Annotated in this window: 16 protein-coding genes; 14 read left to right on the forward strand and 2 right to left on the reverse strand. The window is 31.6% G+C overall.

Annotation, left to right across the window (positions count from 1 at the left end; translation table 11 throughout):
* Nucleotides 1-536 precede the first annotated feature (536 nt).
* The 13 genes from J2Y38_RS12575 (at nucleotide 537) to J2Y38_RS12635 (ending at nucleotide 9,198) form a co-directional block, all read left to right on the forward strand.
* On the forward strand, nucleotides 537-1,130 hold the full coding sequence (locus J2Y38_RS12575; RefSeq protein ID WP_309843016.1) for a DUF1801 domain-containing protein: 594 nt from the start codon (nucleotides 537-539) through the stop codon (nucleotides 1,128-1,130).
* A gap of 15 nt (nucleotides 1,131-1,145) precedes the next feature.
* Nucleotides 1,146-1,604, forward strand: a complete 459-nt coding sequence (locus J2Y38_RS12580; protein WP_309843018.1) for an SRPBCC domain-containing protein — start codon at nucleotides 1,146-1,148, stop codon at nucleotides 1,602-1,604.
* Nucleotides 1,605-1,618: 14 nt separating this feature from the next.
* The gene (locus J2Y38_RS12585) at nucleotides 1,619-2,185 is read left to right on the forward strand and encodes a DUF4256 domain-containing protein (protein ID WP_309843021.1); all 567 of its coding nucleotides are present in this window, start codon (nucleotides 1,619-1,621) and stop codon (nucleotides 2,183-2,185) included.
* A 15-nt stretch (nucleotides 2,186-2,200) separates the two neighbouring features.
* The gene (locus J2Y38_RS12590; RefSeq protein WP_309843023.1) at nucleotides 2,201-2,704 is read left to right on the forward strand and encodes an endonuclease V; all 504 of its coding nucleotides are present in this window, start codon (nucleotides 2,201-2,203) and stop codon (nucleotides 2,702-2,704) included.
* 6 nt (nucleotides 2,705-2,710) lie between these two features.
* Nucleotides 2,711-4,081, forward strand: a complete 1,371-nt coding sequence (locus J2Y38_RS12595; RefSeq protein ID WP_309843026.1) for a hypothetical protein — start codon at nucleotides 2,711-2,713, stop codon at nucleotides 4,079-4,081.
* A gap of 103 nt (nucleotides 4,082-4,184) precedes the next feature.
* Nucleotides 4,185-4,991 carry an SDR family oxidoreductase gene (locus tag J2Y38_RS12600; protein ID WP_309843029.1) on the forward strand — a complete coding sequence of 269 codons (807 nt, stop codon included), beginning with the start codon at nucleotides 4,185-4,187 and terminating at the stop codon, nucleotides 4,989-4,991.
* An 11-nt stretch (nucleotides 4,992-5,002) separates the two neighbouring features.
* A complete protein-coding gene (locus J2Y38_RS12605; RefSeq protein WP_309843031.1) occupies nucleotides 5,003-5,308 on the forward strand; it encodes a hypothetical protein in 306 nt (101 codons plus the stop codon).
* Nucleotide 5,309: 1 nt separating this feature from the next.
* Nucleotides 5,310-6,224, forward strand: coding sequence for a helix-turn-helix transcriptional regulator (locus tag J2Y38_RS12610; RefSeq protein WP_309843033.1), 915 nt, complete (start codon nucleotides 5,310-5,312; stop codon nucleotides 6,222-6,224).
* Between the two features lie 3 nt (nucleotides 6,225-6,227).
* Complete coding sequence (locus J2Y38_RS12615; RefSeq protein ID WP_256636143.1) at nucleotides 6,228-6,551, forward strand: MazG-like protein; 324 nt, start codon at nucleotides 6,228-6,230, stop codon at nucleotides 6,549-6,551.
* Nucleotides 6,552-6,620: 69 nt separating this feature from the next.
* Complete coding sequence (locus J2Y38_RS12620; RefSeq protein WP_180861188.1) at nucleotides 6,621-7,190, forward strand: Crp/Fnr family transcriptional regulator; 570 nt, start codon at nucleotides 6,621-6,623, stop codon at nucleotides 7,188-7,190.
* A gap of 79 nt (nucleotides 7,191-7,269) precedes the next feature.
* Nucleotides 7,270-8,010 carry an SDR family oxidoreductase gene (locus tag J2Y38_RS12625; RefSeq protein ID WP_309843038.1) on the forward strand — a complete coding sequence of 247 codons (741 nt, stop codon included), beginning with the start codon at nucleotides 7,270-7,272 and terminating at the stop codon, nucleotides 8,008-8,010.
* A gap of 130 nt (nucleotides 8,011-8,140) precedes the next feature.
* Complete coding sequence (locus tag J2Y38_RS12630; protein WP_309843040.1) at nucleotides 8,141-8,689, forward strand: hypothetical protein; 549 nt, start codon at nucleotides 8,141-8,143, stop codon at nucleotides 8,687-8,689.
* 35 nt (nucleotides 8,690-8,724) lie between these two features.
* The gene (locus J2Y38_RS12635) at nucleotides 8,725-9,198 is read left to right on the forward strand and encodes a hypothetical protein (RefSeq protein WP_309843042.1); all 474 of its coding nucleotides are present in this window, start codon (nucleotides 8,725-8,727) and stop codon (nucleotides 9,196-9,198) included.
* 51 nt (nucleotides 9,199-9,249) lie between these two features.
* On the opposite strand, the gene J2Y38_RS12640 is transcribed toward J2Y38_RS12635, so the two are convergent.
* Entirely contained in the window at nucleotides 9,250-11,673 is a 2,424-nt protein-coding gene (locus tag J2Y38_RS12640; RefSeq protein ID WP_309843044.1) for an ABC transporter permease, read from the reverse strand.
* A gap of 4 nt (nucleotides 11,674-11,677) precedes the next feature.
* Nucleotides 11,678-12,388, reverse strand: coding sequence for an ABC transporter ATP-binding protein (locus J2Y38_RS12645; protein ID WP_309843046.1), 711 nt, complete (start codon nucleotides 12,386-12,388; stop codon nucleotides 11,678-11,680).
* Nucleotides 12,389-12,673: 285 nt separating this feature from the next.
* Between J2Y38_RS12645 and J2Y38_RS12650 the strand changes: the two genes are divergently transcribed.
* A complete protein-coding gene (locus J2Y38_RS12650) occupies nucleotides 12,674-14,023 on the forward strand; it encodes a sigma-54 dependent transcriptional regulator (protein WP_309843050.1) in 1,350 nt (449 codons plus the stop codon).

Here is a 14,023-nt window from a genome sequence, read left to right on the forward strand (position 1 = left end):
CATCCCGAACAGAGTAGTTAAGCCCGCCTGCGCAGATGGTACTGCAGTATTGTGGGAGAGTATGTCGTCGCCTTTCTTTGAAGAATCCTCATCATTTATTTGATGAGGATTTTTTGTTTTATAAATGTTTTGTAAACTAAATTCAAAGAAATAACGTGTGATAATACCAGAATCCCTGCAGGTAAAACCGCAGGCTATGTTTATTCAGTTTAGAAATTCCAGATTCGAAAAGATATTTATAAAATTATTATTAGGAATGAGAGTAATATTTGTTTCTTTTACAACAATATGTTTTAACACGTCTTTTTATTAAAATGACAACTAGAGTATATTTGCCCATAGATAATGTCTTAAAACTTATTTTTTGCTCGTTAAATTATAGAGTTTAAAGATTTTTTATTTCTATTTTGCTCTTAAATAATATATTCTTCTAGTTTGTTGGGCTTTTAAATTGTACCATTAAATCAAAAAAAAGTTTTAATTTTAAATTGAAATCTTTCCCCTATTCTGAAAGATTATTTTTAAAGAAAATTGAAATGTCACAAATTAATGCAAATCCAAAAGTTGATTTCTTTTTTGATGAAGCCAAGAAATGGCAGGAAGAATTAGATTTAATGAGGACAATCGCTTTCGATTGTCAGTTAACTGAAGAATTAAAATGGGGAGTTCCATGTTATACTTTTCAAAATGCCAATATTGTTTTAATTCATGCTTTTAAAGATTATTGTGCCTTTTTGTTTTTTAAAGGTGCTCTGTTAAAAGATACAGATAATATTTTGATTCAGCAATCTGAGAATGTACAAGCGGCAAGACAAATACGTTTTACTAATCTTAAAGAAATAATTGATTTAAAAGATATTTTAAAAACATATATTTATCAAGCAATAGAAATTGAAAAAGCAGGTTTGAAAGTAGAACTGAAAAAAACTTCCGAATTTGAAGTATCTGAAGAATTTCAGAAGAAATTAGATACTATGCCTGATTTGCAAAAAGCTTTTTTTGCACTTACACCTGGAAGACAAAGGGCTTATCTTTTGCATTTTTCTCAACCGAAACAATCTAAAACCAGAGAATCGAGAGTTGAAAAAAATATCCCAAATATTTTAGAAGGGAAAGGTTTGAATGATTAAATCAGTCAGGTAAATATGGAAAGTGAAAATAATATTCAAAATAGAATACTTCAAAGTAAAATATTGCTTAAAGTTCCAACGGATATAGTTTGGGAAATGTGGGAAAATCCCGAACATATTGCAAATTGGTGGGGACCAAACGGTTTTACAAATACAATTCATAAAATGGACTTTAAGGAAGAAGGCGAGTGGAATTTAACAATGCATGGACCGGATGGAAAGAATTACCCAAACCGCAGTATCTTTAAAGAAATTATCCCACTTAGAAAAATTGTCTTCGAACATTTCAATCCGCATTTTATTACAACTGTTTTATTTGAATCTGAAAATTCAGAAACAATACTAGACTGGACACTTTTATTCGATTCTGAAGAAATGTTTGATATTATTGTAAAAGCTCACAAAGCAGATCAGGGACAAAAAGAGAATATAGAAAAGCTTGAAAAATATCTCTCTGAATTTATTTCCAAATAATTAATTCAAAAGTCATGAATAATCAAAAATATAAATTGTCATCAGAACAGCAAGAATCATTGTTAAGTATTCTTGAAGCACGTTTTGAAAATAATAAACATCGTCATCAAAATATTGAATGGGAAAAAGTTGAGTCAAAGCTAAAAGCTAATCCTGAAAAACTTTGGTCTCTTGACGAAATGGAAAGAACTGAAGGAGAACCAGACGTTGTAAGCTATGATGAAAAAACAAATGAATATATTTTTTATGATTGTGCAGCAGAAAGTCCAAAAGGACGCAGAAGTATTTGTTACGATCATGAGGCATTAGAAAAAAGAAAAGAGAATAAGCCAAAAGACAGTGCTGTAAACATGGCTTCAGAAATGGGGATTCAAATTTTGAATGAAGATGAATACCGCGAACTTCAAAAACTTGGAAAATTTGATACTAAAACATCAAGCTGGATTTTAACTCCTGCAAACATCAGAAAATTGGGCGGAGCAATTTTTTCAGATTTTCGTTATGATACCGTTTTTGTATATCATAATGGTGCCGATTCGTATTATGCTGCGAGAGGTTTCCGTGGTTCATTAAGAGTTTAAAGAATAAAAACAAATATGATATTAGCCTTCGATACTTATTATTTTGATAATAAAGCAAAAACTGTCTGCCTTGAATTTGAGAATTGGAATGAAGACAAAAACTTTAAAGTTCACACAGAAATAATTGATAATGTTGCGGAATATATTCCGGGAGAATTTTACAAAAGAGAATTACCGTGTATTATCAGTTTGTTAAATCAAATTGATTTGGAAAATATAGAAGCTATAATTGTGGACGGATTCGTATATTTAGATGATGATAAAAAGTATGGATTAGGCGGACGTTTATATGAAAAGCTAAATAGTAAAATTCCGATCATTGGTGTGGCCAAAACTAATTTTGCAAGTATCGAAAAAGATAAAAAGCCTTTGTTAAGAGGCGACAGCGCAAAACCATTATTTGTAACATCTATTGGAATTGATTTAGAAGAAGCTTTCCAAAAAGTTGAAACTATGGCGGGCGAATTTAGAATGCCGACTTTATTGAAAGAGTTAGATCGTTTAACGAAAGAGCTTTAATTATTTATGGATACACAACTTTGGAATCAAATCGAAAATTTTGATCTCGACAAACCAAATGATCAATACGGATTTTCAACAAGATTAGCATTCGAAAATAGTTGGACTATTTACTTTACTAAAACAGCGATTTTAGAATATAAAAAATTCATGTATCTGGCCGCAACTTCAAACGAAATGGTTTCGCCTTCAGAAATTGTAGATATTGTATGGCATCAGCATTTAATTTTTACCAATTCGTATTCTGATCTCTGTACAATTTTGGCAAAAAGAATTGAGCATATTCCGTCAACACACAATAAAGCGGAACACGAGAAATTCCATAAAGCAAAAGAAGTTACTAAAAACTTATACGAATTAAATTTTGGAAAACAGCCAGAAGAAATTTGGACTCTTGGAAATCCAATGGATTCTCTCCAATTAGACAACGCTAATTATAATCTCGGAATATTAAAAATATTTTTTTTAGGAGCATTTACACTTTTAAGTTTTCCTATTTCTCTTCTTATAAAACCAGTTTTAATTCAAATTGGTAATCCATATTTTGCATGGTATTACATATTCTTGTTCGCTTTGATAACCTTTTTATTGATGCAATTTGTTAAGAAAACTTGTGATTCGTTGATTGAAAAAATTAAGTCGAAATTAATCATTAGCAATCTCACACCTTTAGAATTGGTCTTCTTTCAAAAAAATAATCTAGACTATGTAATTCATGGAGTCGTAAATAATTTAATTGAAAATAGAAGAATTCAGGTTACAGGCAATAAATTAAACTTAATCGATGATACGCTAACAAACGATCAATATGAAAATTGTGTTATTGAGATCATGAAAGAATATGATTTAATACCTTATCTACAGTTACATCAGTTAATTATAAACAAACCAATATTTCAACAATTAAAAAAAGGAGTCGAAAAAATTAGAGAAACGATTTTAGATTCTAAGCAATTTTTATTTATCATAAAAGTAACGCTGGTAGTTTTTGGACTTCTTTTAAATATAGGCTTTAGCAGAATTATTACAGGAGTTTCTAGAGGAAAAGCTATAACTAATATTGTTATTATAACCATAATTTTAGCAGCGATCTCTTATCGTTACTATAAGAAAGTAGTGAACTATTTATTTTTTCATACAATTCACTCCTCTTTTAAAGAAGGAAAAAGTAATACTAATGTTGAACAAGACTGGCAGTGGAATTATTTTTTATACGGAGGACTGACAGCTTCTTTTATGCCTTTGGTCATGCCTGCAAATAACAACTTTTTGTCATCAAACAGTAATTCAGGATGTGGAAGTTCTGGAGGAAGCTCATGCGGGAGTTCTTGTGGCAGCTCATGCGGAAGTTCATGCGGTGGCTGTGGCGGTGATTAATTTATTTCTTAATCGTCATTTTGGCTAACCAATTGTTCAAAATGACTAAAAACAACTTCAGGCTTCGGCTGATCTTTGCATTATAATCTTAAAACAATTAAAAATGCAAAAGACAATTTTTATTACAGGAGCTTCAACTGGTTTAGGAAAATCAGCAGCAAAATTATTTCAAAGCAAAGGTTGGCAGGTAATTGCCACAATGCGAAATCCGGAAAAGGAAACAGAATTAACTTCATTAAAAAACGTAATCGTACTTCCGCTTGACGTTACAAATTCGGAACAAATTATTGAAACAATCAAAAACATTACAGAGAAATATTCTGTAGATGTTGTATTAAACAATGCAGGCTACGGACTAATTGGAGCATTAGAATCTTTAAGCGAAATTCAAATCGAACGCCAGATTGTTACGAATCTATTTGGTGTTATTAGAATTTCAAAAGCTTTTACACCACATTTTCGTGAGAAAAAAAGCGGTACTTTTATAAATGTTACTTCTACTTTCGGATTAATTGGATTTCCGACTTGTTCTATTTACAGTGCAACAAAATTTGGTGTTGATGGTTTTTCAGAAAGTCTTGCCTCAGAATTAACCCAATTCGGAATTCAGGTTAAAGTTGTCGCTCCTGGCGGAATGAAAACCGATTTTGCCATCCGTTCTATGGAAGTTGGACAGCATGAAGCGTATGAAAAATTAACCGCAGAAGTTAGTAAAGGTTACAGTGCAGAGCAATTAGAGAATTATACAAACGCTGAAGATGTTGCTCAAATTATATATGAAGCAGCGACGGATAATAAAAATCAATTGCGATATATTGCCGGAAATGATGCTAATGCGTTATACAATGAAAGATTGAAAAATGGTGCTGAAACTCAAGTACAGAATATAAAAGCAATGTTTACTTTTTAATTTAAAATAAGATGAAAAATCAAGCGATAGAATTAACGACTTTTAAATTAAATGGTTTTACAACACAGCAATTTATTGAAGCGAATGCAGCAATCGACGAATTTTTAAAACGTCAAAAAGGATTTCGTTCCAGAACAATTTTCGAATTGAAAAAGGGAATTGTTTACGATATGTTGGTTTGGGAAAGCGCAGCAGAAGGTACAGATGCCATGCATAAATTAATGACGGAACTTAGCGATTCTGTTGTACATGATATGATTGATCAAAGTACAGTAAGCTGGAACATTGCGCCAGTCGAACATTTTATAAATTTGTAAAATGAAAAATCAGCCTAAAATATTCAACAGCATTTCAGAACTGCATAAAGCTATGGGACAGCCAAAGCCCATGCATCCGCTTATTAGTATTTTGAATTATGGTGAAGCGATATTTGACCCAAAAGATTTTGAAAACGGAATTATTTTAGACTTTTATAAAATATCATTTAAAACTCATTTTTCGGGCAAGCTTCGTTACGGACATGGTTTTTATGATTTTGAAGAAGGCGGAATGTCGTTTGTTTCACCCGGACAAATTTTAAAAATGCAGGAGGAAGAAGCCGATTACAGCGGAATGTCATTAAATATTCATCCTGATTTTATTCGACCGTATACTTTAAATGCCAATATTAAAAAGTATGGATTCTTTTCGTATACGGCATCTGAAGCTTTGTATTTATCAGAAAATGAAAAAGAAACTATTTTAGGCGTCTTTGCTAATATTCAAAATGAGCTGAAGGAACGGATCGATAATTTTAGTCAAGACGTGCTTATTTCGCAAATTGAACTTTTACTGAATTACAGTAATCGGTTTTATAACCGACAGTTTATTACCCGAAAAGCGGTTAATAATGATGTGCTTTCAAAATTAGAAATTTTACTCGAAGATTATTTTAATAACGAGAAACCTCTTGAAAATGGTTTGCCAACCGTCCAGTTTGTTGCAGATGAATTAGGTTTGTCTGCCAGATATTTAAGCGATTTGCTTCGGAATCTTTCGGGGCAAAATACACAGCAGTTTATTCATGATAAATTGATAGAAAAAGCAAAAGAATATATTACGAAAGGAACTTTTTCGATTTCTGAAATAGCCTATAAATTAGGTTTTGAGCATCCGCAGTCTTTCAATAAATTATTTAAAAAGAAAACGAATATTAGTCCAATCGCGTTTCAGGAACAATTCAATAAAAATTAAATTATGGCATCAATAAATTTTGAACAGCTAAAAGAACGTTCTTTAGAAATAAGAAAGCGTTATCACGAATTAGAATTATCTCATCACGGAAGTGAATGGACAATAGAAGAAGATGCACTAGCATTTTTGACAGATGCCGGCTTAGTTGGCCGTAATGTGATGTCGCAACAAGGAAGATGGCCAAAAGGAAATACAGAACAGGAACTTAAACATAAATTAGGAGAATCAATTTGGTGGCTGACCGTTTTGGCCGAAAGAATGAATATTGATATTGAAAAAGCGACTGAAGAATTCTTATCCAGCACCGAAAATTTGCTCAGAAAATAACTTTTATGTTTTAAATCGTTTTTGCCAAATGACAAATTCTGCACCAATAACTTTGATTAACTTGCCTCTATGAAAGAATTTATAGATTATATATTGCAATTTGGAACTTTAAATCAGCATCAGCTGGATTTAATTGCGAGTAAAACAACTGTATTGGAACTTAAGAAAGATGAATATTTTTCGGAAGCCGGAAAAATTGCTCAGCAAGTCGGTTTTGTTTTAGACGGAATTACCCGCGTTTGTTATTACAACAATAGAGGCGAAGAAATTACCAAATATTTTATCGACGAAAATAATCTGGTTGTTGATATGGAAAGTTTCGACAATGATATTTGTTCGAATGCTTATGTACAGGCGATAACAGATTGTAAACTTTTGGTTTTTTCTAAAAAAGACTGGAGGGAACTTTTAGAAACAATTATTGGCTGGGACGCTATTGTGCACAGAATTATTTCAAAAGCATTGAGACAAAAAGTAGAAAGAAGAAGTCCGCTGGTTTCAGAAGATGCCACTACACGTTATTTAATGTTTCTGAAAATTTATCCAAATGTAATCAATCGCATTCCGTTATCTTATGTGGCTTCTTATTTAGGAATTACACAATCGTCATTAAGCAGAATTAGAAAAAATATCAGTTAAAATTGCTTTTTGCCAAATGACAAAAGATTCCATTTTCAAAGTAACCAACTTTGTATTATAATTTTAAAACAATTTAAAAATGAAATCAGTATTAATAACAGGAGCAAACAGAAGCATAGGATTAGAAATAACAAAACAACTTTCAAAACAAGGATTGTTTGTTTATTTAGGAAGCCGCGATCTTGAAAAAGGAAATGAAGTTGTAAAACAATTAAACAAAGATGGATTTCAAAACATAAAAGCCATTGAGATTGATGTTACCAATCCGGATTCCATTTTAGCAGCAAAGAATATTGTAGAAAACGAGCAGGGAAAATTAGATATCCTGATTAATAATGCAGGAATAAGCGGCGGTCAGTTTCCTCAAACGGCTTCAGATACCAGCGTAAAAGACATTAAAGATGTATTTGAAACAAACTTTTTTGGTGTTATAAGTGTTACTCAGGCTTTTTTAGAATTACTTAAAAAATCAGACAGTCCAAGAATCAGCAATATAACTTCAGGACTTGGTTCTTTGACTTTGCATAGTGATCCATCATGGAAATATTACGATTTCAAATCGGCAGCTTATGGAACTTCAAAATCAGCATTAAATGCATATACCATTGTACTGGCTTTTGAACTAAAAGATTTGTCTTTTAAAGTAAATGCAATTGATCCGGGTTACACCGCAACAGATTTTAATCATCATAGTGGACCTGGAACTGTAGAAAGTGCAGCATCATTTATTATTAAACATACGGTAACAGATGAAAACGGACCGAATGGACAATTCTTTAGTAATGACATTGAAGATGAAACAGGAGTAAGTCCTTGGTAAAAAGTTCAAATTGATTTTATAAAAAGACTCCAATTCTATTGGAGTTTTTTTTATGGTTAAAAAATAGCATTGTTGAAAGATATCTTTGTTTTAAATGATTAATTTAATCTTCTCTAATCTGGATTAAAAAATGGATACTAAACTTGCTCAAAAAGTTGTCGACGAAGAAATAGGAAGTGACTATACAATTTACAAAGTAGAAGATTCTGAAAAATATACTTTTGCCTATTATAAACATAAATATTATGAAGATGATGATGAAAGAGGGCATTTGGTTGGCGTTGGTCCTGTAGCGTTTAATAAAGAAACCAAAGAATATAAATTACTTAGTTCAGGAGATATTTTATGTGGAGATTATTTTGATTTTCAAGAGAACATTCAACAAGATATTCAGGAATCGGAATTTCCGGATTTTGATGAAATTAAAAAAGGAATTCTTAGAAGAAAATATGTTAATAGTGACGATATATTTTTTTTAGGAATTCATTGGGATAAGCAGTTTGGTGATAAATCAGATGTTTATCTTACTTCAAATAAGGAAATTGATTTTAAACAGTTTTTAATAGCAAGCTCATCCAACAAAGATTTTTTGAGTTTTATGGAGGAATATTGGAAAGATTTAAATCTAGATTCTCAAAAAAAGGATGACAATCATATAATCTTGAGAAGAATATTTTAAATGTTTTTTATTTAATCAGAAACAAAGTAATAAAGATGAAATTTGAAAATGTACAATTGGATTTTTATTCTAATTTTTTAGGAGAAGGTGAAATACGTTTGTATTGTAATAATAAAGATACCGAGTTCAAATTAAATATTTTTGAGAAAGCACCAAATTCGCATGAGATTATTCAGCTTCGACAGGGAGAAAATCAAATTTACCATTTTAGCATGTGGGAGGGATATTTCAATCAAATTAATCACCTTTTAGTTGAGAGAGTAAGTTTTATAGAACTCCCGAAATTTATTAGAGATTATCAAATAGGTGAAGGATGGGATTGGAATTTGTTTTACCAAAAAATTCCAATAACTGAGTTGGATTGGGTTTTAAATCAAATGGAATATCTGGTAAAAAATGTAGATAAATACAAAATGAATTTTTGGAACTTTGATTGTGTAGAAAACCTTTATTTATTTTTGAAAATTGTTAAAGGAAATAATCTTCAGCTGTATATATCTAAAGAATAAAAAAGACTCCCAAAATATTTGGAGTCTTTTTTATTTTAATGCAAACTGAATTTATTCATATTTCAAATATTTCAAAACATCAACTTTTGTTGCCTGATAAGCCCTTGAAAGAACAACTAATAATGTTAATGAAAGTAAAGCTGTAAATCCAATTAAAAAAGGATACATAGAAATGGTAATTCTATAGGCGAAATTCTCCAGCCATTTATTTAGTAAATAATAAACAGGGAATAAAGCAATTAAAAAACCAATTATACAGAAAAAGATATACTGTTTACAAAGTTCCATTAATAAAACATTCGTTTCTGCACCAAGAGTTTTTCTAATAGCGATTTCTTTCATTCGTCTTTCAATCGAATAAGAAGCCAAAGCAAATAATCCGAAAAGCGCGATTGTAATTACGATAATGTTCAATAAAGAGAAAAGATTTTTTTGTTTTACATAACTGCTGTATGATTTTTTATATTCTTTATCTACAAAATCATATAAAAATGGATAGTCAGAATCAACTTTTTTTGTCCACAAATTTTCTATATCGGCTATAGTCTGCGACATGGTTTTAGGATCGGCTGTTACATAAATATTGTTCAAAAGGCTCGTAAACCACGGCACACTTTTAAAATGAAATATAGTGACAGGAGGTATGGCTTCGCCTGGATTTCCAATATTAAAATCTTTTACAACTCCTACGATAATGGCTTTTTTTCCGTCCCAGTTAATTTTTTTTCCTATCGGATCTTTCTCGTTTAATAATTTTAAAGCGGTTTCATTAATCAGCATAGAACTAATAGTATCCTGAGAATAATCCGGACTTAAATAGCGCCCTTTAACGATTTTTATTTTCATCATTTCAAGAAGACCAAAGTCTACCGGAATATTATTTCCGTCTATATTTATGTCTTTGTAATGATATGAAATTACCGATTTTGCACCGCTTCCCAAAACAAATCCGCCGCCAGAAACTTCTTTTACTCCCTTAATACGCAGTAATTCATTTCTAATGCTGTTGTATTTGCGCATTCTATCATCAGGGCTAATTTTTTCACCATAAATATTTCGATAAGAGATGTTCAAAATCTGGTTTCCGTTAAAACCTACATCCTTTGAGTTCATATAATTAATCTGCTGATATACTATATAAGAACCAATAATAAAGAAAGCCGCCACAGCAAATTGAAAAATCAACATTCCATTACGAAGCCAGATACCATTTTTACTTCGGGCAAAATTTCCTCGCAATACTTTTAAAACATCAAAATTTGAAACATACACCGCCGGAAAAATTCCTGCTGCAATTATCATTATAATGAATATAACAAAAAGCTGAAGATAAAACTGATTGCTTTGTAATACAAGTGTTTTTTCTAAAAAAACATTATAATACGGCAGGGAAAGTTCTACAATAACAAGCGATATTAAAATAGAAAACAATGAAATGACTGCAGTTTCAAAAATAAACTGTTGTATGATTTCTATTTTCGAAGCTCCAATTATCTTACGAACACCAACTTCCTTAGCTCTTTTTACAGCATTTGCAGTAGCAGAATTGACATAGTTTACAATTGATAGTATTAAGACTAAAATTGATAATCCGGCAAAAATTAATAATAACTGATAATTCCCGTTGGATTCTATCAAACCACCGGTTTTAGTATGTAAACGAACAATCGATAACGGCTCTAAATGAGGTTTTACTTCTCCAAATTTTTGAATAAATTCTTGTGGATTCATACCTTGAGCTTTTGCCCGAGGTGCTATCATGTTCTCATAATAAATTTTAGCCAGATTTTTGGTAACAAGTTCTGCATCAGCTGGATTTTTTAATTTTAATAAAAGAATAAATTGAAAATTTCCCCATTGCTGAATATTGTTTTTCACTCGTGTGTCCATAAAATTGACTACACAGGAAGGATTAAAAACCGATTTTTTGTCTAGTTTATAAACACCTCTAACAACTAAAACCTGATTTTGTAAAACTACTTTTTTCCCTAAAGCACTCTCGTTTCCAAAAAGCTGCTGCGACAAATCTTGAGATATACTAATACTATTTACATCTGGCAGCGCATTTTTTATATTTCCTTCAATAAAGGAATAAGGAAAATATTCGAAAAAGTTTTTCTGTGCTACAACAATTTTATCAGACTGCACTTTTTTATTATTGTAACGAATAATTTCATTATCGTAATAGCCGTTTAAATAACAAAAAGATTCAACTTCTGGGCTTATATTTTTTATAGCAGATCCAATAGGCGCTGAACTTGAAGCCCAATAGGTCGTTGGGTCCATTTGATTGGCTACTAAAAACACATTGTCTTTGTTCGGGTTCCATTGATCATAACTCTGTTCGTCATTCCAATACAAAATCGCAAAAATTAAACCCGCAATTCCAATACTCAATCCCAAAACATTCAAAACCGTAAACAGCTTATTGTTTTTTATATGATACGTAAAAACATTAATCCAATTTTTCAGCATGACCTTAGTTTTTAGAAGTTACTAAAACGTCCACATTTCTTTGATTTAATTTCTCAGAAAGAATAACACCATCTTTCATTAAAATTATTTTCTGCGAAAAAGAAGCATCATAATCAGAATGCGTCACCATCAAAATCGTAGAACCTGCAGCATGAAGATCTGTCAATAATTCCATTACTTCATTTCCGTTTTTACTATCCAGATTTCCTGTAGGTTCATCGGCAAGAATAATTTTAGGGTCATTAATTAAAGCCCTTGCAACCGCTACACGCTGCTGCTGCCCGCCCGAAAGCTGCTGCGGAAAATGTTTCAAACGATGTGCAATACCTAAAACACCTGCAATATGCTCTATTTTTTTCTTTCTTTCAGATGACGGAACATTATTGTAAATCAAGGGCAGTTCGATATTATCATAAACCGATAATTCATCAATTAAATTAAAATTCTGAAAAATGAACCCGATATTTTCTTTTCGGGCTTTCGATTTTAATTTCTCTTTCTGGCCAATCATTTCCTGCCCCAGCAATTCATAACTTCCGCCAGAAGCGCTGTCTAATAATCCGATGATATTTAATAAAGTCGATTTTCCGCTTCCGGACGGTCCCATAATCGAGACAAAATCGCCTTCATTTATAGTTAATGAAATTTCGCTTAAAGCATTTGTTTCTACTTCTTCGGTTCTAAAAATTTTAGAAAGTTTTTTGATCGTAATCATAATTGATTTTTTAATGTTTGATTGCTATTCGTTTTCTGATTTTTTTGTCTTCTGAAGTAAAAGAAACACGCCCGAAAATTAAGATAATTAACAATGCGATTTATAGATATTTATTTTGCTATTTTTACTTCAAGAAGGCGTTAATAATTAATGATTTACAAGTAGAAAAGTGATTTTCATGCCAAAAATTTAAACCTTGTAACTGCCTTATTTTTAAAATTTTATTATCCGAAAAAAATCTATAGTGTCCACAATTGGACACCTTTTGTCCAAAACCGAACAAAAATGAAAAAGACAAACGCATCAATATTAATCATCGACGATCAGGAAGACATTCTTTTTGCATCAAAAGTGTACCTGAAAAAGTATTTTGAGAACATTCACACACTTAATAATCCGAAAAAAATAGTCGAATTATTGTCAAAAAATACCATCGATGTCGTTTTGCTCGATATGAATTACAGAATAGGTTTTGAAGATGGAAGAGAAGGTTTGTATCTGCTGAAAGAAATAAAAACGCTTTCGCCAAAAACGGTTGTGATATTAATGACCGCTTTTGGAAAAGTTGAAACTGCGGTTGAAGGCTTAAAATCGGGTGCTTTTGATTATATCTTAAAACCCTGGGAAAACAAGAAACTTTTAGAGTCTGTAAAACAAGCCGTTGACAAATCCCGAAAAGAACAAAAAAAGAACAAAGAGATTGAAACCGATAATGACTTTTTTTTAGGCACTTCTGAAATAATAAAAAAAGCATATTCACTGGCAGATAAAGTAGCCAAAACCGATGCCAATGTTTTAATTCTTGGAGAAAACGGAACCGGAAAATTTGTTTTGGCACATCATATTTACAGCCAGTCTGAAAGAAAAAACAATCCGTTTGTAGCAGTTGATTTAGGTTCGTTGAATTCGAATATTTTTGAAAGTGAATTATTCGGTTACGCAAAAGGTGCTTTTACCGATGCAAAAACCGATACGCCCGGACGTTTTGAAATGGCGCAGAACGGAACTATTTTTTTAGATGAAATAGGAAATGTTCCGTTGCATTTGCAATCTAAATTATTGCAGGTTATTCAAACCAAAACCGTAACAAGATTGGGTGAAACTAAAGCAAGACCTTTGAATGTTAGAATCATTACGGCAACTAATTTGAATTTAAAACTGGAGGTGGCCGATAAAAACTTCAGAGAAGATTTGTATTATCGCATTAATACGATGGAGATTGTGCTGCCGCCGCTTCGGGAACGAAACGAAGATAAAATTCCGCTGGCAGAATATCTCCTCGATAAAATGATTGAAAAATACGGAAGAAGTGAAATTACTTTTGATAAAAAAGTTTTGGAACAAATTGAAAAACACGCCTGGAACGGAAACATTCGGGAAATGGAAAATAAAATTGAACGCGCTGTTATTCTTTGTGAAAACAACACAATCACAGTTTCTGATTTAGATTTAGAAACCATAACTCCTTATGATGAAAACCCGGATGATATACAGCTTTCTTCTGTAGAAAAAGCGACGATTGAAAAAGCGCTTCTTAAGCACAGTAATAATATTAGTAAAACTGCGGACGAACTGGGATTGTCAAGAGGTTCTTTGTACAGACGTTTAGAGAAATATAATATCAATATTAACTAG

The organism is Flavobacterium sp. 2755 (assembly GCF_031455715.1).
GTDB lineage: Bacteria > Bacteroidota > Bacteroidia > Flavobacteriales > Flavobacteriaceae > Flavobacterium.

Excerpts from the sequence above, each read along its gene's own strand:
- J2Y38_RS12575 (WP_309843016.1), top strand. The coding sequence starts at position 537 with ATGTCACAAATTAATGCAAATCCAAAAGTTGATTTCTTTTTTGATGAA.
- J2Y38_RS12650 (WP_309843050.1), top strand. The coding sequence starts at position 12,674 with ATGAAAAAGACAAACGCATCAATATTAATCATCGACGATCAGGAAGAC.
- J2Y38_RS12595 (WP_309843026.1), top strand. The coding sequence starts at position 2,711 with ATGGATACACAACTTTGGAATCAAATCGAAAATTTTGATCTCGACAAA.
- J2Y38_RS12615 (WP_256636143.1), top strand. The coding sequence starts at position 6,228 with ATGGCATCAATAAATTTTGAACAGCTAAAAGAACGTTCTTTAGAAATA.
- J2Y38_RS12610 (WP_309843033.1), top strand. The coding sequence starts at position 5,310 with ATGAAAAATCAGCCTAAAATATTCAACAGCATTTCAGAACTGCATAAA.
- J2Y38_RS12630 (WP_309843040.1), top strand. The coding sequence starts at position 8,141 with ATGGATACTAAACTTGCTCAAAAAGTTGTCGACGAAGAAATAGGAAGT.
- J2Y38_RS12585 (WP_309843021.1), top strand. The coding sequence starts at position 1,619 with ATGAATAATCAAAAATATAAATTGTCATCAGAACAGCAAGAATCATTG.
- J2Y38_RS12640 (WP_309843044.1), bottom strand. The coding sequence starts at position 11,673 with ATGCTGAAAAATTGGATTAATGTTTTTACGTATCATATAAAAAACAAT.
- J2Y38_RS12580 (WP_309843018.1), top strand. The coding sequence starts at position 1,146 with ATGGAAAGTGAAAATAATATTCAAAATAGAATACTTCAAAGTAAAATA.
- J2Y38_RS12620 (WP_180861188.1), top strand. The coding sequence starts at position 6,621 with ATGAAAGAATTTATAGATTATATATTGCAATTTGGAACTTTAAATCAG.
- J2Y38_RS12625 (WP_309843038.1), top strand. The coding sequence starts at position 7,270 with ATGAAATCAGTATTAATAACAGGAGCAAACAGAAGCATAGGATTAGAA.
- J2Y38_RS12600 (WP_309843029.1), top strand. The coding sequence starts at position 4,185 with ATGCAAAAGACAATTTTTATTACAGGAGCTTCAACTGGTTTAGGAAAA.
- J2Y38_RS12645 (WP_309843046.1), bottom strand. The coding sequence starts at position 12,388 with ATGATTACGATCAAAAAACTTTCTAAAATTTTTAGAACCGAAGAAGTA.
- J2Y38_RS12635 (WP_309843042.1), top strand. The coding sequence starts at position 8,725 with ATGAAATTTGAAAATGTACAATTGGATTTTTATTCTAATTTTTTAGGA.
- J2Y38_RS12590 (WP_309843023.1), top strand. The coding sequence starts at position 2,201 with ATGATATTAGCCTTCGATACTTATTATTTTGATAATAAAGCAAAAACT.
- J2Y38_RS12605 (WP_309843031.1), top strand. The coding sequence starts at position 5,003 with ATGAAAAATCAAGCGATAGAATTAACGACTTTTAAATTAAATGGTTTT.